Here is a 24,154-nt window from a genome sequence, read left to right on the forward strand (position 1 = left end):
GCCGGCCTATAGCTTTCTGCTCGGCACGCGGAGTTTCGTGGAATTCCCTCTCTCTGAATTGGCGTAGTCCACATGGAAAATCAGATATTCGAGGCCGCGGAACGGCTTGCGGATAAACTCGACGTCCCTTCCGGTGCGGTTATCGCGGCGGCCGGGCTGGTGGTTCTCGCCCGCCAGGACGGCGCGGATGAGCTGAGCGGCGAGATCTGCGGGCGGGAAGTCCGGCTGCCGTGGCGGGCGCCGCTGAGCGCGATCGCCGGGCAGGTCGCGACCGTGCCCGGGGCGGCCGGCCCGGTGGTGGCGGTGACGGCGGGCGGGCGGACGCTCGTGGCCGATCTCGGCGCGGGCTCCGTCGAGGCGGAGCCCCTGCTGCGCGGGCACCTGGCCGCGGCGCTCGCCGCGGACCCGGAGCAACCGGCGGGGCGGGCGTGGTTGTGGAGCGACGAGGACGAGCGCGTCGTCGCGGGCGCCCACGCCGGACGGTCCTGGGACACCGACCGCACGGTGGCCTCGATGATCCGGGAGCACATGGTCTCCCGGCCCGACGCGGTGGCGATCGAGCACGAGGACAGGACCGTCACGTACCGGCAGCTCGGCGAGCTCACCTCGGCCATCGCCGCGGGCTTCGCGCGGGCCGGGGTGGGGCGGGGCGACCTGGTCGGCATCGGCCTGCCGCGCCGGATCGAGACCATCGCGGCGCTGCTGGCCACGTGGTCGCTGGGGGCCGGATTCCTGCCGCTCGACCCGACGCACCCGCCGCTGCGGCTGAGCCGCCAGCTGGAGACGGCGGGCGCGGCCCACGCGGTGCTGCCCCCCGGCGCCGACGTGCCCGGATGCGCCATGCTCACCCTGGACACCGTCCCGGCGACCCCGGGCACACCGCCCGGCACCGACGCGTCCGGCGCGGGCGGGCCTCTCGGCGCCGACGTGCCCGCCTCCGGCGCCGCGGGTGCTCCGCCCGGCTTCCCGGTGGAGCTCGGCGGGGTCGCGTACGCGCTGTCCACGTCGGGCTCGACCGGCACGCCGAAGGCGGTCGCCATCCCGCACGCAGCGCTGCGGCACTGCGTGGGCGCCATCGCCCACCTGATCGGCGCGGACCGCCCGCACGTCACCTGCATGGCCACGCTGACCTTCGACATGTCCACCATGGAGATCTTCCTGCCGCTGGCGACCGGCGGCCGCCTCCTGCTGGTCGACGAGGACCTGCAGCGGGACCCGGAACGGCTGGCGGCCCGGCTGTCCGGCAGACGCCTGGACCTGGTCCAGGCCACGCCCACGACCTGGCGGATGACCGTGCCGTACCTGGAGCCGGGCAGCCTGGCCGGCGCGGACGTCATCGCGGGCGGCGAGGCGCTCGGCGCCACCCTGGTCGCCGCGCTCCAGCGCACCGGGGCCCGGGTGTGGAACGGCTACGGGCCGACCGAGACCACCATCTACACGGTCCTCCACCGGGTGCCCGACCCGCCGGCGGACCCGGTGCCGATCGGCAGGCCGCTGCCCGGCATCCGCGCGGCCGTACTCGACCGGTGGGACCGCGCGGCCCCCGTCGGGCAGATCGGCGAGCTGGTGCTGAGCGGCCCGCAGCTCGCGCTCGGCTACATCGGCGACGCCGCGCGGACGGCGGCCGTCTTCCAGGAGCATCCCGAGCTGGGCCGGGTGTACCGGACCGGCGACCTGTGCGCGTGGCGCCCGGACGGCACGCTCGCCTACCACGGCCGCGTCGACCACCAGGTGAAGCTGCGCGGCCAGCGCATCGAGCTGGAGGAGATCGAGGCCGTCGCCGAACGGCACCCCCAGGTCGTCAGGGCGGCGGCCGTGGTGGTGGAGCACGGCGCCAACGACAAGCGGCTCGTCCTGTACGCGCAGGCGGACAGCACCCGCGGGGCCGAGCTGCGCGAGCACCTGGAGCAGTGGCTCCCGCGCGCGCTGATGCCCCAGCACGTCGTCATCCTGCCCGCCCTCCCCCTGACCGGCAGCCAGAAGATCGACCGGACCGCGCTCCAGGTGCACGCGGGAACCCTCATGGAGGCGCGATGAGAATCCTCGGTATCAGCGGCCTGCACGGCTCCGAGGAGTTCAAGCGCCGGGAACTGCCCGGCCTCTCCGAGCGGGAGTACCGCATCAGCCAGGGCCGCGACTCGGCGGCGGCCCTGGTCGTGGACGGCGAGATCGTGGCCGCCGCGGCCGAGGAGCGGTTCACCGGCGACAAGACCACCGGCAGCTTCCCGGTCAACGCCATCAGGTTCTGCCTGGAGCGGGGCGGGCTCGGCCTGGACGACCTGGACCTGATCGGCCACGGCTTCGCCCACGAGCGTTCCGAGCTGGAAACCGGCGACGGCTATCTGGCCAGGCGGTACGCGGAGGTGTACGACCCGGAACGCCAGGTGGACTGGTTCGCCGAGCACTTCCCGGACGCGGCGGTGCGCCCCCGTTTCGCGCCCGTACCGCATCATCTCGCCCACGCGGCCAGCGCGTACTACGCCAGCGGGTTCGACGACTGCCTGGTGCTCGTGGCCGACGGCCGAGGCGAGACCGAGAGCCTGACCGTGCTCTCCGGGACCGGCGGCAAGCTGGAGACGCTGCACACGGTCCCGGCCATGCACTCGCTCGGCACCCTCTACGGCGTGTTCACCCTGTATCTCGGCTTCGAGATGGCCCTCGACGAGTACAAGATGATGGGCCTGGCCTCGTACGGCGACCGCACCCGTTACGAGCGCGACCTGCGGCGGATGGTCCACCTGCGGCTGGGCCCCGAGTTCGCGCTCCCGGTGCTGGCCCGCGACGGCGACCTGCTGCAGCGTGAGACCCACCGCGGCGTGCTGGCCGTGCTGGAGGAGACGTTCGGCCCGGCCAGGGAGCCGGGCGGGCCGATCGAGCAGCGGCACATGGACCTCGCGGCGGCGGCGCAGGCGGCGCTGGAGCGCTGCCTGCTGCACGTGCTGCGGCACTTCCGCCGCCAGACCGGGCTGCGGGACCTCTGCTACGCGGGCGGCGTCGCGCTCAACTGCACGGCCAACGGGCTCATCCTGCGCAGCCGCCTGTTCGACCGGGTCTTCGTGCCGCCGGGCGCGGGCGACGACGGCACGGCGGTGGGGTCGGCGCTGTACCTGCACGCGACGCGCAAGCCGGAGACGCCTATCCGCCCGATGCGGATGCCGTACTGGGGCAGCGCGTACGAGCCCGACGAGATCGCCGGGCACCTGGCGACCAGGCGGGACGTCCGCGCCCGGCGGGTGACGGACGAGGCGGAGCTGCTCGCGGAGACCGCCGAGGCGCTGGAGCGGGGCGAGGTCGTGGCCTGGTTCCAGGGCGGCATGGAGTTCGGGCCGCGCGCGCTGGGCTGCCGCAGCATCCTGGCGGACCCGCGCGAGGCGCGGATGCGCGACCACATCAACAACCTGATCAAGAAACGGGAGGACTTCCGGCCCTTCGCCCCGGTGGTGACGGAGGCGGCGGCGTCGGAGTTCTTCGAGATCAGGCGCGGGCGCGAACGGCAGTACGCGCACATGCTGTTCACCACCCGCACCCGTGCCGAGCACCGCGACCGGCTGGCCGCCGTCACCCACGTCGACGGCACCGCCCGGGTCCAGGCGCTCGGGGCCGACGCCAACCCCCTCCTGCACGGGCTCCTGGAGGCCTTCGGCGCCCGTACCGGGATGCCCATGCTGCTGAACACCTCGTTCAACATGCGCGGCCAGCCGATCGTGCGCACGCCGCGCGAGGCGGTCGACACCTTCCTGCGCGCGGGCCTGGACCGGCTGATCATCGGCGATCACGTGGTGCTGCCGGGGAGCGCGTCGTGAACCGCGCGACCACGCTCCCGCCCGACGTCGCGCCCACCGCACGGCCCGGCTACGTCCGCGGTCACCTGTCGGCCGGGTTCACCGCCCCGGCCCCGCCGGGGACGCCACTGGCCTGGCTGGCGGCGGCGGCCCTGGCGCTGATCGCCACACCGGACTCGGACGAGGTCACGGTGGGCGCATCGGGCGCCGGACTGGAGGTCCTCCGCGCCGCCGTGCACGACGGCACCCGCCTGGGCGACCTGTTCCCGGCCGGCGGCGCCCGGCTGGGCGACCTGCCGGACCGGGACGGCGAGCCCCGGATCCTGGTGGCGGCCGGGATCGAGCGGGCCGAGGCCGCGCGGGCGTCGCTGGAGCTCCGCGACTGCGACTGCGTGTTCCTGCTGCGCGCCGCCGCCGACGGCTGGCTGCTGGAGTGCGACTACGACACCGACCGCTACACCGAGCCGGCGATGCGCTGGCACCTGGACCGCCTGGAGACGCTCCTGCGGCTGCTGGCCGAGGAGCCGGACACGCCGCTGGCGGACGTGGTGCTCGCCGCCGAGCCGGTGACGGCCCTCCAGGACTGGGACGAGATCGCCTACGTCGCCCCGCGCACGCCCACCGAGCGGAGGCTCGCGGACATCTGGGCCGAGGTGCTGGAAGTGCCCAGGGTCGGCGTGGACGACGACTTCTTCGCCATCGGCGGCCACTCCATCCTGGCCGCGATGGCCCTGAGCAGGATCCGGGCCGCCTTCGGCGTCGAGGTGCACTTCGACGAGCTGTTCAGCGCCCCGACGCTGGCCAGGTGCGCCAAGGTCGTCGAACGCGCGGCGGCCGGCCCGGACCGCCCGCTGACCGGCGCCGCCGGGCCCGCGGTGGTGTCGCCGGAGCAGGAGCGCCTGTGGTTCCTGGAGCAGTGGCGCCCCGGCACCGCGCTCCACAACGTGCCGCTGGTGCTGGAGCTGACCGGCCCGGCCGACCCCGACCGGCTGGGCGAGGCGCTGCAACGGGTGGCCGACCGCCATCCGGCGTTGCGTACCGCGTTCGAGAGCGTGGACGGGCAGCCGAGGCCGCTGACCCGCGACGCCCGGGTGCCGTGGCGGCGGGAGGAGGCCGGCGACTGGGCGCACGCCTGGCGGCTGGTGCGCGAGCACGTCGCCGAGCCGTTCGACCTCGCCGTGCCGCCGCTGATCAGGGGCGGACTGGTCAGCGTCGCGGCGGACCGGCACCTGCTGCACATGTGCATCCACCATCTGGCCGTCGACGGCTGGTCGCTGGGCCGCCTGCTCGACGACCTGGGCGCGGCCTACCGCGGGCTGCCGCTGCCGCCGCTCGACGGGTACGGCTACGCCGACTACGCGGCCTGGCAGCGCGGCCGTCCCGTCGCCGACCACCTGCGGTGGTGGCGCTCCTACCTGGCGGGGCTGCCGCCGGTGCTGGAACTCCCGGGCGACCGGCCGCGCCCGGCGGTGCAGAGCTTCCGGGGCGGCACCCGGCGGCGGGTGCTGCCGCCGGACCTGGCCGAGGCTCTGGCGGACTTCGCGCGGTCGCGGTCGGCGACCGTGTTCGACGTGGCGCTGTCGGCGTTCGCGCTGCTGCTGCGCCGCTGGACGGGCCGGACCGACCTGCCCGTCGCCACGCCGGTGGCGGCCAGGCCGCTGCCCGAGCTGGAGCCGCTCGTCGGCTTCTTCGTCAACACCCTGGTGGTCCGCGCGGACGTGGCCGGCGATCCGAGCTTCGCGCAGCTCGTCGAGCGGGTACGGCACAGCGCGACGGCCGCGCTCGGCCACCAGGACCTGCCGTTCGCCCTGCTGGTGGACGCGCTGCAGCCGGAACGGGCGCTGAGCCACGCGCCGGTGGTGCAGGTGGCCTTCGCGCACTACCGGCCCTCGCACCACCAGTGGGAGCTGGCCGACGGGCTGGCGGCCCGGCTGCGGCACACCGATACCGGCACCGCCAAGTTCGACCTCACGTTCACCCTGCACGAGGCGCCGGGGGAGATGCTGCTGGAGGTGGAGTACGCCGCCGACCTGTGGGACGCGGCGACGGCCGACCGCCTGGTGACGCAGTGGCTGGAGCTGGTACGCGGGCTGCTGGCGGCCCCCGGTGAGCCGGTGTCGCGAGTCCGGTCGCTGCCCGCCGACCAGCGACGCCGGCTGACCGGCTGGTCACGCGCCGAGGAGACAGCGGACACGGACGCCGGTCGTACGGTCCCCGAGCTGGTCGCGCGGCAGGTGGCCGACCGGGGCGACGCGGTGGCCGTCTCGGCGGGCGGCGTCAAGCTCACCTACGCCGAGCTCTGGTCGAGGTCCGGCGCGCTGGCCGCGCGGCTCGGCCCCGGCCGCGGCCGGCTGATCGGTCTGGCCTGCCACCGCGGCGCCGACCTGATCGTCGCCATGCTCGCGATCCTGCGGACCGGCGCGGCCTACGTGCCGCTCGACCCCTCCTACCCGGCCGCCCGGCTGGCCTTCATGGTGGAGGACACCGGCGTCGGCACCGTCGTCGGCCACCGCGACCTGCTGGACGCGCTCCCTCGTACCGGGATCGAGACCATCCCCGTCGACGACCTGAGCCCGGCGGCCGGACCCGAGGTGCCGATCCGGCCCGAGGACGCCGCCTACGTCATCTACACCTCCGGTTCCACCGGCCGCCCCAAGGGCGTCGTGGTCCCGCACCGCGGCATCGTCCGGCTGGTGCGCGGCGCCGACTACGTCCCGCTCGACACCACGACCGTGCTCGCCCAGTTGTCCAACGCCTCCTTCGACGCCATCACCTTCGAGGTCTGGGGAGCGCTGGCCAACGGCGGCAGGGTGGTCGTCGTGCCGCCCGCGACGGCCTTGTCGCCGCCGGCGCTGGCCGAGCTGATCAGGGCCGAGCGCGTCACCACGCTCTTCCTCACCACCGCCCTGTTCAACGCCGTCACCGGCGAGGAGCCGGACGCCTTCGCCACCGTCGACCACCTCTGCTTCGGCGGCGAGGCGCTCGACGTGGCCCGGGTGGGTGAGGTGCTGCGCGGCGGGCGCGGCCCGCGCGCCCTGCACAACGTCTACGGCCCGACCGAGGTCACCACCTTCTCCACCTGCCAGCCGCTCACCGAGCCGCCCACCACCCGGGGGCCCATCGGCCGGCCGATCTCCGGCACCACCGCCCGGGTGGTCGACCTGGAAACCGGCGACCTCGCCCCGGTGGGCGTGCCGGGCGAGCTGTGGCTCGGCGGTCCCGGCGTGGCCTGGGGCTACTGGCGGCGGCCGGGCGCGACCGCCCGCGCCTTCGTCCCCGATCCCTTCTCCGGCGGGCCGGGACGGCTCTACCGCACCGGCGACCTGGTGCGCTGGACGCCCGCCGGGACCCTGGAGTTCCTCGGCCGCATCGACCGGCAGCTGAAGATCCGCGGCTTCCGCGTCGAGCCCGGCGAGGTCGAGCTGGCCCTGTCGGCGCTGCCCGGGGTGCGGGCCTGCGTCGTCGTCGCGCGCGGCCCGCAGGACGGCCCGGTGGAGCTGATCGCCTACGTCCAGCCCGGCGGCGACGTCGGGCTGACGGCCGGGGCGGTGCGCGAGGACCTGGCCCGCGAGCTGCCCGGCCATCTGGTGCCCGCGCACGTGGTCCTGGTGGACCGGATGCCGCTCGACCCCAACGGCAAGGTCGAGACGTCCGCGCTGCCCGCGCCGGAGGAGCGGCGTTCGGCGGCGGCGACGGTCGCGCCCGCGGGTCCGGTGGAGGAGCTGCTCGCCGAGATCTGGGCCGAGGTGCTCGGCCTGGACCGGCTGGGCGTCACCGACGACTTCTTCGAGCTCGGGGGTCACTCGCTGCACGCCGTCAAGGTCACCACCCGGGCCGAGCGCGCGCTGCGCACCTCGATGTCGGTCCGCGACCTGTTCCGGCACAAGACGGTCCGGGGGCTGGCCGCCGCGTTGCGCGAGCCGGACCCCGACCGGCTGGACCGGATAGCCGCCATCGTCCTGCAGGTACGGCACGCCCGTGTGGGCGCGGAGGAAGAGATCGCAGATGCACACTGACCGCGCACGAGAACTGCTGATCGACAAGCTGCTCGCCGAGGCCGGCCTCGCCGGTCCGGCCGCCGCCGCGCCCACAGTGCCGCCCAGGCGGCCGGGCGACGATCCGCTGTCATCGGGCCAGGAGCGGCTGTGGTTCCTCGACCAGTGGCGGCCCGGCACCCCCCTCTACAACGTGCCCGTGCTGCTGGAGCTGCGCGGTCCCGCCGACGCGGAAGAACTGCGCCAGGCCGTGCAGGGGCTGGCCGACCGGCACGCCGTGCTGCGCACCGCCTTCGTCGCCGACGCCGGCGGCCGGCCGCGCACGCGGGTGCACGAGCGGGCCGACGTGCCGTGGAGCCACGAACGCGCCCCCGACTGGCAGACCGCCACGAGCCTCGCCGGGGAGCGGGTCAGGAAGCCCTTCGACCTGGCGGCGGCGCCGCTGCTGCGGGCCGGACTGATCAGCCGCACCGCGGAGCACCACCTGCTCTGGCTCTCCTTCCACCACATCGCCGTCGACGGCTGGTCGCTCGACCTGCTGCTCAAGGAGCTGGCGGGCGGCGAGCCCGCCCCGTCGCCCGTCGGGTACGCCGACTACGCGGCGTGGGAGCGCGCCAGGCCGCTGGAGGAGGGCCTGGCCTGGTGGCGCGAGCACCTGGAGGGCCTCCCGCCGCTGCTCGAACTGCCCACCGACCGCCGCCGCCCGCCGCTCCAGGAGTACGACGGCGCCACCGAGCACTTCCGGCTGCCCGCACCCGAGCGGGTCCGCGAGCTGGCCAGGGCCACCGGCGCGACCGTGTTCGAGGTGCTCTTCTCGGCCTTCGCGCTGGTGCTCGGCCGCTGGAGCGGCCGCACCGACCTGGTGATCGGCACGCCGGTGGCCGGGAGGCCGGCCCCCGAGCTGGAGGACCTCGTCGGCTTCTTCGTCAACACCCTCGTCATCCGGGCCGACCTGAGCGGCGACCCCACCTTCGCCGAACTGCTGGAGCGGGTGCGCGAGTCGTCGGCGCAGTCGCAGGCGCACCAGCAGGTGCCGTTCGCGGCGCTGGTCGACGTGCTGCAGCCGGAGCGCGAGCTGTCATACCCGCCGCTGGTCCAGGTGCAGTTCGGCCTGCACCGGCAGGAGCGCGCCCGCTGGCGGCTGGGCGCGGCCGAGGCGACGCAGCTGCCCGCCGACACCGGCACCGCCAAGTTCGACCTCACCGTCACCGTGATCGACTGCGACGGCGAGCTGCGCGTCGAGCTGGAGTACGCGACCGCGCTGTTCGACGCCGGGACCGCGCGGCGGCTGGCCGAGCAGTGGCAGACCGCGCTCGCCGGGCTGCTGGCCGCGCCGCACCTGCCCGTCTCGCGGATCAGCGCGCTGCCGGATGCCGAGCGGCGGCTCATCGGGCGCTGGTCCGGCCCGGCCCGCCGGATCGAACCCGGCGCCACCCTGCCCGGCCTGGTCGCCGAGCAGGTCAAGGCGCGGCCGGACGCCGTCGCCGTCACCGACGGGCCGCTCTGGCTCACCTACGCCGAGCTGTGGGAGCGGTCGGGCGCCCTGGCCGCGCGGCTGGGCTCCGGGCCGGGCGACCTGGTCGGCCTGGCCTGCCGGCGCAGCGCGGAGCTCGTCGTCGGGATGCTCGCCATCCTGCGCACCGGCGCGGCCTACGTGCCGCTCGACCCCGCCTACCCGGCGGCGCGGCTGGCGTTCATGCTGGCCGACGCAGAGCTGGGGATCGTGGTCACGCAGCGCGGCGTCGACCTGCCGGACGGGGACTACCGCACGGTCCTGGCCGACGCGACGGCCGCCGAGACCCCGGCCGCCGAGGCGCGCCACCCCGTCGCCGGACCCGGCCCGGACGATCTCGCGTACCTGATCTACACCTCCGGCTCCACCGGCGCGCCCAAGGCCGTCATGGTCACCCACCACAACGTGGTCCGGCTGCTGGCGGGCACCCAGTCCGACTACGGCTTCGGCCCCGCGGACGTCTGGACCCTCCTGCACTCCAGCTCCTTCGACGTCTCCGTCTGGGAGGTGTGGAACTGCCTGGGCACCGGCGGCCGGCTGGTCGTGGTCAGCCACTGGGAGAGCCGCGAGCCCGAGGCCTACTACGACCTCGTGGCCCGCGAGCGGGTGACCGTGCTGAACGCCACCCCGGCCGTCTTCCGCCAGTTCGTCGGCGTGGACGAGCGCCGGGCCGCCGAGCTGGCGCTGCGGCTGGTCGTCTTCGCGGGTGACGCGCTCGACCGGGACTCGGTGCGCCGCTGGTGGCAGCGGCATCCCGAGGACGCGCCGCGGCTGGTCAACATGTACGGCATCACCGAGACCACCGTGCACAGCACCTACGCCCCGCTCACCGGGAACCTGTTGGCGTCGCGGACCAGCCCGATCGGCGTGCCCCTGGCCGACCTGGGCATCCACGTCCTGGACCGCGACGGGCAGCCGGTCGCGGCCGGGGTGATCGGGGAGATCCACGTCAGCGGCGACGGCGTGGCCCGGGGTTACTGGAAGCGGCCCGGCCTGACCGCCGAACGCTTCCTGCCCGACCCGTTCTCGGGCCGGCCGGGGGCGCGCATGTACCGCAGCGGCGACCTGGCGAGCTGGCGGCCCGACGGCACCCTGGAGTTCCACGGCCGCGCCGACCACCAGCTCAAGATCCGCGGCTTCCGCATCGAGCCGGGCGAGGTCGAGGCCGCCGTCTGCGAGCACCCCCGGGTGAGCCGGTGCGTCGTGGTCGCGTACGGCTCGCCGGAGCGGCGCCTGGTCGCCTACGTCGAGTCGCGCGGCGAGCTGAGCGTCGAGGACGTGCACGAGTTCCTGGAGCCCCGGCTGCCCGCGCATCTCATCCCCTCGGTCGTGGTCATCCTCGACGAGCTGCCGCAGAGCCGCAACGGCAAGATCGACCGGGCCGCGCTGCCCGACCCCGCCGAGGAGCGGCCCGCGCTGGGCAGGGCCTACGTCGCGCCGCGCACCGAGACCGAGCGGGTGCTGGCCGGCGTCTGGGCGGAGGTGCTCGAACTGGACCGGGTGGGCGTCACGGACAACTTCTTCCACCTGGGCGGCGACTCCATCCGCAGCGTCCAGGTGCTGGCGCTGGCCCGCGAGCGCGGCCTCGACTTCGAGCTGCAGCGGCTCTTCCAGCTGCCGACCGTGGCGCAACTGGCCACCGACATCACGCCCGCCGCGCCGGTGGAGCGGGCGCGGGAGCGGTACGCGCTGGTGTCGGAGGAGGACCGGGCCAGGCTGCCCGAGGACGTGGCCGACGCGTACCCGATGGCGGCGTTGCAGGTCGGGATGGTCTTCCACATGGAGTCCGACGACCGCATGCTCTACCAGAACGTCGACAGCTTCCACCTGCGGGCGCCGTGGGACGAGCGCGCGTTCCGCGAGGCGACCGCGCAGGTGGTGGCGCGCCACGACATCCTGCGCACCTCCTTCCACCTCAGCGGCTACAGCGACATGCTGCAGCTCGTCCACCGCGCCGCCGAGCTGCCGATCGAGGTGGCGGACCTGCGCGGGCTGAGCGCCGAGGAGCAGGGGCGGGTCATCGGCGAGCTGGTCGACCGGGAACGCGAGCGCCCCTTCGACCTGGCCAGGCCGCCGCTGTGGCGCTTCTTCGTGCACCGGCGCGGCGACGACACCTTCCAGTGGACGCTGGTCGAGCACCACGCCATCCTCGACGGCTGGAGCCTGCACTCCACCATCGCGGAGATCCTGGAGCGGTATCTCGCGCTGCTGAAGGACCCGGCCGCCGCGGCCGGGCCGCCTCCGGCCTCCACCTACCGTGACTTCGTCGAGGCCGAACGCCAGGCGGTGGAGTCGGGCGACGAGCGGGCCTGGTGGCGCGAGCGGCTGGCCGGCCTGGAGCGGCTTGAACTGCCCCGCTGGCCCGCCGACTGCCCCGCCGAGGAGACGGACCCGGCGTACGCGGTGGAGGACTGGACCCTTCCCGAGGGCAGCAGCGAGTTCTACGCCTGGCGCGAGACCAAGATCCCGGCCGGGCTGTGCCAGGGGCTGGAGCGGACCGCCGAGCAGCTCGGGGTGCCGCTGAAGAGCGTGCTGCTGGCCGTGCACCTGCGCGTGCTCGCCTACCTGGCCGGGACCGAGGACGTCGTCACCGGCATGGCGTTCAACGGGCGGCTGGAGGAGGCGGACGGCACCGAGTCGCGCGGCCTGTTCCTCAACTCGCTGCCGATCAGGGCGCGGGTCGGCGGCACCTGGGCCGACCTCATCAGGGCCGTCTTCGAGGAGGAGAACGCCCTGCTGCCGCACCGCCGCTTCCCCATGTCGCAGATCCAGCAGCTCGCGGGCGGCGGCCCGCTGTACGAGACGCACTTCGTCTACAACCACTTCCACGTGCTCAAGAACGTGCTCGACACCGGGGAGCTCTCCTTCGTCGACCCCAAGCTGGACGCCTTCACCACGGTGCGGGTCGAGCCGACCAACTACCCGTTCGTCTGCGGCTTCCTGCGCAACCCGCGCTCGGGCGCAGGGCTGCTGATGGGGCTCGACTTCCACTCCGGCGAGTTCGCGCCCGAGCAGATCCGCCGCGTCCGCGACTACTACCTGACCGCCCTGCACCAGGTCGTCGCCGACCCGCGGGCCCCGGTCGCCGCCGCGCCGCTGGCCGCCCCGGCCGAGCGGGCGCAGATCGAAGGCTGGAACGCCACGCTGCGCCCGGCGCCGCTGGAGCGGTCGCTGGACGAGCTGGTGGCGGAGCACGTGCGGGCGCGGCCGGACAGCGTGGCCGTGGTGGACGGCGGCACCCGGCTGAGCTACGCGGACCTGTGGGAGCGCGCGGGCGCGGTCGCCCACCGGCTGCGCGCGGCGGGGGTGCGGCCTGGCGACCTGGTCGGGCTCTGCGCCGAACGCTCCGCCGACCTGGTCGCGGCCATCGTCGGCATCCTGCGGGCCGGCGGGTCGTACGTCCCGCTCGACCCGTCGTACCCGGCGGAGCGGCTGTCGTTCATGCTGGCCGACACGGACGCGGGCGTGGTGCTCGGGCACCGCCACCTGCTGGCCGGACTGCCGCTCGCCGCAGGACAGGGCATGCCCCTGGAGGAGATCGCCGGACCGGCCGGCCCGGTGGACGCGGCGGGCCACGGCGGCGGCGACCGGGTGGCGACCGTCGTCTACACCTCCGGCTCCACCGGCCGGCCCAAGGGCGTCGCGGTGGCGCACCGCGGCATCGTGCGGCTGGTGTGCGGCACCGACTACGTGCGGCTCGGCCCCGACAGCGTGGTGGCCCAGCTGTCGAACGCCTCCTTCGACCCGCTGCTGTTCGAGCTGTGGGGAGCGCTGCTGAACGGCGGCCGCCTGGTGATCGTCCCCAACGAGACCGTGCTGTCGCCGTCCCGCCTGGCCGAGCTGGTCAGGGCCGAAGGCGTCACCACGCTCGCCCTGGTGACCGCGCTGTTCAACTCGGCGGTCGGCGCCGACCCCGGGGTGTTCTCCACCGTCGGCCAGGTCTACATCGGCGGCGAACGCGTCAACCTGGCCAGCGTGCGCCGGACCGGTCACCCCGGGCTGCACAACATCTACGGCCCGACCGAGGTGACCAGCATCTCCACCTGCCGGCCGCTGGCGGACATCCCGGCCACCAACGGTCAGATCGGCCCGCCGATCGCCAACACCCAGGCGTGGGTGGTGAGCTCTACCCTCTCCCCGGCCCCCGTCGGCGTGCCGGGCGAGCTGTGGCTGGGCGGCCCCGGCGTGGCCGTCGGCTACTGGCGGCGGCCCGGCCTGACCGCCGAGCGCTTCGTCGCCGACCCGTTCTCCGGCACGCCGGGCGCCCGGCTCTACCGCACCGGCGACCTGGCCTGCTGGCGGCCCGACGGCACGCTGGAGTTCCTCGGCCGCCGCGACCACCAGGTCAAGGTCAGAGGCTTCCGGGTGGAGCTGGGCGAGGTGGAGGCGGCCCTGGCCGCGCACCCGGCGGTGGCCACGTGCGTGGTGACCGCGCCCGAGGGCAAGCTCCTCGCCTACGTGCAGCCTGGGGCGGCCGTCAGCGCCGAGGAACTGCTCGGCCACCTCGCCGATCGGCTGCCGGAGCACATGGTCCCCGGCACCGTCATGATCATGGACCGGCTCCCGCTGAACCCCAACGGCAAGATCGACCGAGCCGCCCTCCCGGTGCCCGACGCCGGCCGGCCCGCCACCCGCGGCCGGTACGTGGCCCCGCGCGACCCCGTCGAGGAGGCGATCGCCGACATCTGGCGCGAGGTGCTGGAGGTCGAGCGGCCCGGCGTGGAGGACGACTTCTTCGAACTCGGCGGCAACTCGCTCGACGCCGTCCAGATCGCCTTCCGCATCCGCACCGCGTTCGGCGTGGACCTCGGCATCAAGCAGATCCTGGCCGAACCCCGCATCTCCGCGCTGGCCCGACGGCTCGCCGCGGAGCTCGACCGGCTCGTCCTCGCCCTGCCGGACGACGAGCTCGCGCGGCTCCTGCCGTCCGAGTCATGAGAGGACACGCACGCATGTCGGAGACCTTCGCCGCGCGGATCGCGCAACTGCCGCCGGAGCGGCGCAAGCTCCTGCTGGAGCGGCTGGCGGGCGAGCGGCGGCCGCGGACGCCGCGCACCGGCGAGCCGCAGCCCCTCTCCTTCGCGCAGGAACGGCTCTGGTTCCTGTGGTCGACGGCGCCGGACAGCTCCGCCTACAACGCCCCGGCCGCGGTCCGGCTGCGCGGCCCGCTCGACGCCGAGGCGCTGGGCCGGGCGCTCGACGGGGTGGTGGCCAGGCACGAGATCCTGCGCACCCGGTACGTCGCGGAGGGCGGCGTGCCCGCCCAGGTCGTCGACGCCGCCGCCCCGGCCGCGCTGCCGGTCGTCCCGGTGCCGGAGCACGAGCTGCGCGCCCTGGTCGACCAGGAGTGCGCGGCCCCGTTCGACCTGGAACGCGGCCCGGTGCTGCGCGCCACGCTGTTCAGGCTCGCGCCGGACGACCACGTGCTGCTCCTGGTGCTCCACCACATCGCCGCCGACGGCTGGTCGCTGCCCATCCTGTGGCGGGAGCTGGACGCGCTCCACCGCGGCCAGGACCTGCCCGCGCTCGACATCCAGTACGCCGACCACGCCCACCGCCAGCGGGCCGAGGCCGACGGCGACGGGCTGGACCACTGGTGCGGGCAACTGGCCGGGCTGGAGGAACTGGCCCTGCCGCTGGACCGGCCGCGCCCGCGGGAACCCGCCCACCGGGGGCTGCTGGTGCCGGTCCGGGTGCCCGGCGACAGCGTCGCGAGGCTGCGCGAGCTGGCCAGACGGAACGGCGCGACCCCGTTCATGGTGCTGCTCGCCGGCGTGCAGGCCCTGCTGTCGCGGGTGACCGGCCGGCACGACATCGCCGTGGGCACCCCGACGGCGGGCCGCGACCGGCCGGACGTCGCGCCGCTGATCGGCTTCTTCGTCAACACCCTGGTCGTCAGGACCGGCACGGCCGGCGACCCCACCTTCCGCGAACTGCTGGCCAGGACGAAGCAGAGCGTCCTGGACGCCTTCGCCCACCAGCACATCCCGTTCGAGCGCGTGGTCGAGCGGCTCAACCCGGTGCGCGAGGCCGGGCGCAACCCGTTGTTCGACGTCATGGTCACCGGCGGCAGCGACGCGGCGGGCGCGCGGCCCGTGCTGGGCGAGCCGTACCCGTGCGACGGCGGCGGCGCCCTGTTCGACCTGACCTTCAGCCTGGACGACTCCTTCGCGGGCACGCTGGAGTACGACGCGGAGCTGTTCGACCCGGCCACCGTCGAGCGCCTGGCCGGCCAGCTGGTCGAGCTGCTGCGGCAGGCCGCGGCCGACCCCGACCGGCCCGTTTCCGCGTACGAGCTGATCACCGAGGCCGAACGGCGTCAGCTGGCCCGATGGAACTCCACCCGGCTCGCCTTCGACCCGAGGACCGGGCTGGAGGGGTACGTCGAGGCGCGCGCCGACGCCGCGCCCGGCGACCTGGCGCTGGTGTGCGACGCGGAGCGGCTGACGTACGCCGAGGTGGACCGGCGGGCCAACCGGCTCGCCCACCTGATCGCCGAGGCCGGCGCCGGGCCCGACGACGTGGTGGCGGTCTGCGTGGGCCGCGGTCCCGACGCGGTGATCGCCCCGCTGGCCGCGCTGAAGGCGGGCGCCGCCTTCTTCCCCGTGGACCCCGACCAGCCCGCGGACCGGCTGGCCGCCATGTTCGCCGGGGTCGCGCCCGCGCTCGTGCTGACCGATCCCGGCTTCGGCGCGGCCGTCCCCGCCGGGCCGTGGCGGGTGGCCGGCGTCGCCGAGGCGGCCGGGCGGCCGGCGCACCGGCCCGAGCGGCGGGTGTCCCCGGACGCCCTGGCCTACGTCATCCACACCTCCGGCTCGACCGGCACGCCCAAGGGCGTCATGGTCACCAGGCGGGGCCTGGCCAACCTCCGGGCCGACTGGGCCGCCCGCAAGATCCCGGTCCGCCGCTGGCTGACGGTCGCCAGCCCGTCCTTCGACGTCTTCCTCGGCGACGTGGTCAGGAGCCTGGGCTTCGGGGGCAGTCTGGTGATCGCGCCGCGCGCCCTGGCGCTCGACCCGGCCGCGCTGGCCGACGCGCTGGCCGCCGAAAGGATCGAGGCGTTCGACAGCATCCCCGCCGTCCTGCACGGCCTGGCGGATCACGCGGCGGCCACCGGGCTGGACCTGCCCGAGCTGCGGCTGCTGATCTCCGGCGGCGACGCGCTGCCGGTGGCCGAGTGCGACGCCCTCATGGCCACGTTCGGGCCTCGGGTGCGGGTGCTGAACGCGTGGGGCGCCACCGAGACCACCATCGACAGCACGATCCACGAGGCCCGCCGGGGCGCCCGCACCGTCTCCGGCATCGTGCCCGTCGGCTCCGCCACCGCCAACACCGCCGTCCACGTGCTCGACGAGCACGGCCGCCAGGTGCCGATCGGCGTCGTCGGCGAGCTGTACGTCGGCGGTCTCGGCGTCGCGCGCGGCTACGCGAACCAGCCCGCCGCGACGGCCGGGAGCTTCGTGCCCGACCCGTTCGCCGTGACGCCCGGCGCCCGCCTCTACCGGACGGGGGACAGGGGACGCCGGCTGCCCGACGGCGCCATCGAGTTCCTCGGCCGCGACGACGACCAGGTGAAGATCCGCGGCCACCGGGTGGAGCCCGGCGAGGTGCGCGCCGTCCTGCGCGGGCATCCGGCGGTGACCGACTGCCACGTGCTGGCCTGGCCTGACGGGCGTGACCACCGCCTCGTCGGCTACGCCGTGGCCGGTCACGGCGTGGACGCCGCGGCGTTGCGCGACTTCTGCAACGAGCGGCTGCCGCGGCCGATGTGGTTGTCGGCCGTGGTCGTGGTGGACGCGCTGCCACGCACGCTGAGCGGCAAGGTCGACCGCTCACGGCTGCCCGACCCGGGCGCGGGGACGCGGGGCGGCCGGGCCGCGTACGAGGCCCCGCGCACCGAGCTGGAGCTGGCCGTGGCCGCGATCTGGCGGCGGCTGCTCGACCTCGACGACGAGGTCGGCGCGCACGACGACTTCTTCGACCTCGGCGGCCACTCCATGCTCGCCACCCGGCTCCGGTTCGCGCTGCGGCAGGAGCTCGGCGCCGACCTCCCGGTCACCGCCGTCTTCGAGGCGCCGACGGTGGCGGCCATGGCGGCCCGGGTGGCGGCCCGGGTGGCCGCCGCCCGCCCGGAGGCCGTTCCGATCGAGCCCGCGCCGCGCGGGAGCGCGCTGCCGCTGTCGTTCGCCCAGGAACGGCTCTGGTTCCTGTGGAAGCTCGCGCCCGGCAGCACCGCCTACAACATGCCGGTGTCGGTGCGGCTGCGCGGCCCGCTGGACCGCGCCGCCCTCGCCCGCGCGCTCAGCGGCGTCGTCGCCAGGCACGAGATCCTCCGTACCCGCTACGTCGAGGTCGACGGCCGGCCCCGCCAGGTCATCGACCCGCCCGCCCCGGTCGACCTGGACGACGGGCCCGACGACGTCCTGGACCGGCCCTTCGACCTGGAGCGCGGCCCCGTGCTGCGGGCCAGGCTGCATCGCGAGCCGGACGGCGCGCACGTGCTGCTGCTGGTCTTCCACCACATCGCCTGCGACGGCTGGTCGCTGCCCGTCCTCTGGGACGAGCTGGCCGCCCTCTACCAAGGTCACGAGTTGCCGCCGCTGGACGTCCAGTACGCCGACCACGCGGTCCACCAGCGGTCCGCGGCCGAGCCGGCGAGCCTGGAGCACTGGACGGACCGGCTGGCCGGTCTGGAACCGCTCGACCTGCCCGCCGACCGGCCCCGCTCGCCCGCGCTCGCCGGGCGCGGCGGCCACGTCCCGCTCGACCTGCCCGCCGACGGCATGCACCGGCTGGCCCGTGAGCACGGCGTCACCGTCTACATGGTGCTGCTCGCGGCCGTGCACGCGCTGCTGGCACGGCTGACCGGCCGGTCCGACGTCGCCGTGGGCACCCCGGCCACCGGCCGGGACCACCCCGCCACCGAGCCGCTGATCGGCTTCTTCGTCAACACCCTCGTGCTGCGCGGCGACCTCACCGGCGACCCGGACTTCGCCGGGCTGCTGCGGCGCACCAGGCAGACCGTGCTGGAGGCGTTCGCCCACCAGGACACGCCGTTCGAGCGCATCGTCGAGCGGCTCAACCCGGCGCGCGTGCCCGGCCGCAACCCGCTGTTCGACGTGCTGGTCACCTACTCCAAGGAGGAGCGCCGCGACGTCTGGGCGCTGCCCGGCCTGGACGTGGAGCGGCTCGACACCCAGGTGCCCACCGCCCAGTTCGACCTGACCTTCGCCGTGCACGAGACCGGCGGCCGGCTGTACGGCGCGCTGCACCACGCGCTGGAGCAGTTCGACCGGCCGACGGCCGAGGCGATCGCGGCCCGGCTGACCCGGCTGCTCGGCGCGGCCGTCGCCGACCCGGCCGGGCCGGTCTCGCGGCTGCCGCTGCTGAGCGCCGAGGAGACCGGCTGGACGGCGGGCCCCGCCCGCGACGGGCAGCCGGACCTGCTGCCGCACGTCTTCGCGAGCCACGTCGCGCGCACGCCGGACGCCCCGGCGCTGGCCGCCGGAGCGGCCACGTGGACCTACGCCGAGCTCGACCGCGAGGCCAACCGGATCGCCCACCACCTGATCGCGGCGGGCGCGGGACCGGAGAGCGTGGTCGCGCTCGCCCTGCCGCGCTCGGCCGGGCTGATCGCCGCCATCCTGGGCGTGCTCAAGGCGGGCGCCGCCTACCTGCCGCTCGACGTCGGTCACCCCGCCGAGCGGATCGCCTCGACGCTCCGCGACGCCCGCCCCCTGCTGCTGCTCACCTCCCGCGCGGCGGACGTGCCGTACGAGCGCAGGCTGCTGATGGAGGACCTGGACGGCGGGCCCGACCACGACCCGGGCGTGCGGCCGGAGCCCGGGTCGGCCGCCTACGTCGTCTACACCTCGGGTTCCACCGGCGCCCCCAAGGGCGTCGTGCTGGAGCACCGCGGCCTGGCCAACCTGACGGCCAACCTGGGCGAGCGGCTGGACGCCGCGGGCGGGCCCGCGCACCGGGTGCTGCAGCTCGTCTCTCCCGGGTTCGACGTGATGGTCTCCGAGCTGGCGACGGCGTTCACGCGCGGCGGCTGCCTGGTGGTCGCCCCGGCCACCCACACCGGCGAGGAGCTCGGCGCCTTCCTGCGGGACCAGCGGATCAGCCTGGCCCACATGCCGCCCGCGATCCTCGCCACCGTGCCCCGCGAGCCGTTCCCCGACCTGCGCATGCTCGTCGTCGGCGGCGAGGGCTGCCCGGCCGGCCTGATGGAGTGGTGGTCCGCCGGCCGCACGATGATCAACGCGTACGGTCCCACCGAGGTGACCGTCGACGCGACCGCCTGGCGCTGCGAGCCGGGCACCATGCTCATCGGCCACCCGCTCACCGGCATCCAGGTCCACCTGCTGGACGCCCACCTCCAGCCGGTGCCGCCCGGCAGCCGAGGCGAGCTGTACGTCGGCGGCCCCGGCGTCGGCCGCGGCTACCTCGGCAGGCCGGGGCTGACCGCGGCGCGCTTCGTCGCCTGGCACGACGGCGCCCGCCTCTACCGGACCGGCGACCTGGCCAGGCGGCTGCCCGGCGGCGCGCTGGAGTTCCTCGGCCGCGCCGACGACCAGATCAAGCTGCGCGGCCACCGCATCGAGCCGGCCGAGATCGAGCACGCGCTGGGCCGGGCGCCCGGCGTCACCGCGGCGGCGGTGATCCTCCGCGGCGACCAGCTCATCGCCTACGTCGTGCCCGCCCGCGCCAACCCGGCGGCGGTGCTGGCGCACGCCCGCACCGAGCTGCCCACCCACCTGCTGCCCGCCGCGATCCTGCCGCTGGACGCGCTGCCGCTCACCCCGAACGGCAAGCTCGACAAGGCGGCCCTGCCCGAACCTCCGGCCACCCGGCACCGGCCGCCGCGCACGCCGCGTGAGGAGACGCTGCTGCGGCTGTTCAACGACACGCTCAACGCCACCCACCTGGGCATCGACGACGACTTCTTCGCCAACGGCGGCCACTCCATCCTGGCCACCCGGCTGATCAGCCGGATCCGGGGAGCGCTGAGCGCCACGCTGACCATCCGCGACCTGTTCGACCACCCGACCGTGGCGGGGCTGGCGGAGGTGCTGCGCGAGGACGCCAGGCCCGCGCTGCGCCCGATGGCCAGGCCGGACCGGCTGCCGCTGTCCTTCACCCAGCGCCGCCTGTGGTTCCTCAACCGGCTGGAGGACGCCGGCGACCACGCCCAGAACACGCTCACCTGCCTGCGGCTGCGCGGGCCGCTGGTCACCGCCGCGCTGGCCGCCGCGCTCACCGACGTGGTGGCCAGGCACGAGCCGCTGCGCACCGTCTTCCCCGAGGACGCGGGCGGCCCGTACCAGCGGATCCTCGCCCCCGCCGTCATCGGACTCGCCCCCGAGCCGGTCGCCGAGGCCGACCTGCCCGGCCTGCTGACCGCCGTCGCATCCGAGGGCTTCGACCTGACGCGCGAGACGCCGCTGCGCGCCCGGCTCTTCCAGCTCGCGGCGGACGAGTACGTGCTGCTCCTGGTGGTGCACCACATCGCCTGCGACGGCTGGTCGATGGCGCCGCTCGCGCGCGACCTGGCCGAGGCCTACCGCGCCAGGCTGGAGAACCGGGAGCCGGGCTGGCGTCCGCTGCCGGTGCGCTACGCCGACTTCGCGCTCTGGCAGGACCCCGGCGACGACCACCTGGACTTCTGGCGCACCACCCTCGACGGCCTGCCCGACCAGCTGGAGCTGCCCACCGACCGGCCGCGGCCGGCGATCGCCAGCTACCGCGGCGACACCGTGCCCTTCACCGTCCCCGCCGAGGTGCACGCGCGGATGGCCGAGGTGGCGCGCGAGAACGGCGTCAGCCTCTTCATGGTCACGCAGGCGGCGCTCGCGGCGCTGCTCACCCGGCTCGGCGCGGGGGGCGACATCCCGATCGGCACCGCGGTGGCCGGCCGTACGGACGAGAGCCTCGACGACCTGGTCGGCTGCTTCATCAACACGCTGGTGCTGCGCACCGACACCTCGGGCGACCCGGGCTTCGACGAGCTGCTCGCCCGGGTGCGGCACGCCAACCTGGCCGCCTACGAACACCAGGAGACCCCGTTCGAGCGGGTCGTCGAGGCGGTCAACCCGACCAGGACGCTCGCCCGCTTCCCGCTCTTCCAGGTGCTGCTGGTCTTCCAGAACAACACCGCCGCCGACCTGTCCTTCCCCGGCGTGCGGACGGCCCACGAGCCGGTACGGCACGGCACCGCCGACTACGACCTCACCCTCGACGTCATCGAGCGGTACGACGAGTGCGGCCGCCCCGAGGGCATGGACGCCTACCTGGAGTACGCCGTCGACCTGTTCGACCGCTCGACCGCCGAGTCCCTGGCCGAGCGCCTGCTGCGGCTGCTGGAGGCCGCCGTCGAGGAGCCGGCCACCCGCATCGGGGCGCTGCCGGTGCTCACCTTCGACGAACTGGAGCGGGAGTTCGCCCGCTCGCGCGGCCCCAGGATCGAGCCGCCGGAGCTGACCGTGCCGGCCTCCTTCGAGCGGCAGGCCGCCGCGACCCCGGACGCCGTCGCCGTCGTGGCGGGCGATCAGCGGTGGACCTTCGCCGGGCTCAACCGCCGGGCCAACGCCATCGCCCACCACCTGCGGGCCCGCGGCGCGGGACCGGAGCGGCTGATCGCGCTCGCCCTGCCCCGGGGCGCCGAGATGATCGCGGCGGTGCTGGGCGTGCTGAAGTCGGGCGCCGCCTACCTGCCGCTGGACCTGGAGCACCCGGCGGAGCGCATCGCCTACACCCTGGACGACGCACGCCCGCTGCTGGTGCTGGCCACCCGGGACAGCGCGGTGCCGTACGAGCGGACCGTGCTGCTGGAGGACGTGCCCGACGGCCCCGCGCACGACCCGGGCACCCCGCCGCTTCCCGGGCACGCCGCCTACGTCATCTACACCTCCGGGTCCACCGGGCGGCCCAAGGGCGTGGTGCTGGAGCACGGCGGCCTGGCGCACCTGCTCGGCGCGCACCGGCACGGGCTGTTCACCGCGGCCCGCGGCGAGCGGCTACGCGTCGGCTTCGTGGTGCCGCTGACCTTCGACACCTCGTGGGACTCGATGCTGTGGTTGATGGACGGCCACGAACTGCACGTCATCGACGACGTCACCCGCCGGACGCCCGAGGACCTGGTCGACTACATCGACCGGCACGGCATCGGCTTCGTCGACCTCACCCCGGTCTTCATGGAGCAACTCGTCGCGGCCGGGCTGTTCGCGCCGGGCAGGCACCACCCGAAGGCGCTGATGGTCGGCGGCGAGGCGGTCTCGGCGGGGCTGTGGCGGGCGATGCGGGAGGCGCCCGTCACCGACAGCTACAACTACTACGGCCAGACCGAGTGCACCAACGACAGCACCGGGTACCGGGTGCGCGACGGCGACGTCCCGCTGATCGGGCACCCGATGGCCAACACCGAGGTGCTGCTGCTCGACGACAACCTGCTGCCGGTGCCGCCCGGCGTGCGCGGCGAGCTGTACATCGGCGGTCCCGGCGTCGGCCGCGGCTACCTCGGCCGGCCGGGCCTGACCGCGCAGCGCTTCGTGGCCGCCCCCGGCGGGCGGCGCTGGTACCGTACGGGCGACCTGGCCCGGCGGCGGGCCGACGGCGCGCTGGAGTTCGCCGGCCGGGCCGACAACCAGGTCAAGCTGCGCGGCCACCGCATCGAACCGGCCGAGATCGAGACCACGCTCGGCCAGGCGCCCGGCGTCGCCCAGGCGGCGGTCATCGTCCGCGACGACCAGCTCGTCGCCTACGTGACCCCCGAGAACGTCGACCCGGCCCGGCTGCACAGCCACGCCCTGGCCCACCTGCCGACCCACATGCTGCCCGCCGCCTACCTGCCGCTGCCCGAGCTGCCGCTCAACGCCAACGGCAAGCTCGACCGCCGGGCGCTGCCGGAGCCGCCGCGCGCCGGGCACCGGCCGCCGCGCACGCCGCGCGAGCACACCCTGCTCGGGTTGTTCACCGAGGTCCTGGAGCGGCCGGAACTCGGCGTCGACGACAACTTCTTCGCCGCCGGCGGCCACTCCATCCTGGCCGCCCGGCTGATCAGCAGGGTGCGGGCGACGCTCGGCGCCGCGCTGAGCATCCGCGACCTGTTCGCCGCGCCCACGGTGGCCGAGCTGACCGAGCGCCTGTCCGGCGACGGCGCCGGCGACGACCCGTTCGACGTGCTGCTGCCGCTGCGGCCGTCGGGCACCCTGCCGCCGCTGTTCTGCGTGCACCCGGTCGGCGGCGTGAGCTGGTGCTACAGCAGCCTGCTGCCGCACCTCGAACCGGACCGGCCGGTTTACGGCCTGCAGGCCACCGGGCCCGACCAGCCGGGCTCGGTGAGCGAGATGGCCGAACGCTACCTGGAGGTCATCCGCCGGGTGCGGCCGGAAGGCCCCTACCACCTGCTCGGCTGGTCGTTCGGCGGCCTGGTGGCGCACGCCATGGCCGAGCGGCTGCCGGGCCAGGTCGGGCTGCTGGCCCAGCTCGACAGCTATCCCGCCTTCTCCGGCGCGGAGCGGCCGGGGATCGAGGACGCCGCCGAGGCCCGCGCCCTGCTCATGGACTCCGTCGGCTACGCGGCCGACCTCGACGAGGAGCTCGTCGCGTCGATGACGGAAACCGTGCTGCGCAACTCCAAGCTGCTCGACGCCCACCGGCCCGGCCGCCACGACGGCGACGCTCTGCTGTTCGTCGCCAAGCGGACCTGGCCGGCGGAGCTGTCGGCGGCCGGGATCTGGGCGCCGCACATCACCGGACGGCTGACCGTCCACGAGATCGACTGCGACCACGACGCCATGGCCAGGGCCGAGGCGATGGCCCTGATCGGGCCGATCGTGGCCGGACACTTCCGGGAGGCATGA

Annotated in this window: 5 protein-coding genes; all 5 read left to right on the plus strand. The window is 75.2% G+C overall.

What is annotated here, in order from left to right:
* The first annotated feature begins 72 nt into the window (after positions 1 to 72).
* From ACGFI7_RS08005 to ACGFI7_RS08025, 5 genes are read left to right on the plus strand one after another with little or no spacing between them, the layout of a single operon-like run.
* Positions 73 to 2,037 (plus strand): amino acid adenylation domain-containing protein, encoded by a 1,965-nt coding sequence (locus ACGFI7_RS08005; protein ID WP_393400656.1) that lies wholly within the window; start codon positions 73 to 75, stop codon positions 2,035 to 2,037.
* Positions 2,034 to 3,803 carry a carbamoyltransferase gene (locus tag ACGFI7_RS08010; RefSeq protein WP_393400658.1) on the plus strand — a complete coding sequence of 590 codons (1,770 nt, stop codon included), beginning with the start codon at positions 2,034 to 2,036 and terminating at the stop codon, positions 3,801 to 3,803. The genes ACGFI7_RS08005 and ACGFI7_RS08010 overlap by 4 nt, the downstream gene beginning before the upstream one ends.
* Complete coding sequence (locus ACGFI7_RS08015; RefSeq protein ID WP_393400660.1) at positions 3,800 to 7,798, plus strand: amino acid adenylation domain-containing protein; 3,999 nt, start codon at positions 3,800 to 3,802, stop codon at positions 7,796 to 7,798. The genes ACGFI7_RS08010 and ACGFI7_RS08015 overlap by 4 nt, the downstream gene beginning before the upstream one ends.
* Positions 7,788 to 14,228: an amino acid adenylation domain-containing protein gene (locus ACGFI7_RS08020; protein WP_393400662.1), complete on the plus strand. Its 6,441-nt coding sequence runs from the start codon at positions 7,788 to 7,790 to the stop codon at positions 14,226 to 14,228. The genes ACGFI7_RS08015 and ACGFI7_RS08020 overlap by 11 nt, the downstream gene beginning before the upstream one ends.
* Before the next feature lie 14 nt (positions 14,229 to 14,242).
* Positions 14,243 to 24,154: an amino acid adenylation domain-containing protein gene (locus tag ACGFI7_RS08025; RefSeq protein WP_393400664.1), complete on the plus strand. Its 9,912-nt coding sequence runs from the start codon at positions 14,243 to 14,245 to the stop codon at positions 24,152 to 24,154.

The sequence above is a fragment of the Nonomuraea sp. NPDC048826 genome (assembly GCF_043198225.1).
In the GTDB taxonomy this organism is placed as follows: domain Bacteria; phylum Actinomycetota; class Actinomycetes; order Streptosporangiales; family Streptosporangiaceae; genus Nonomuraea.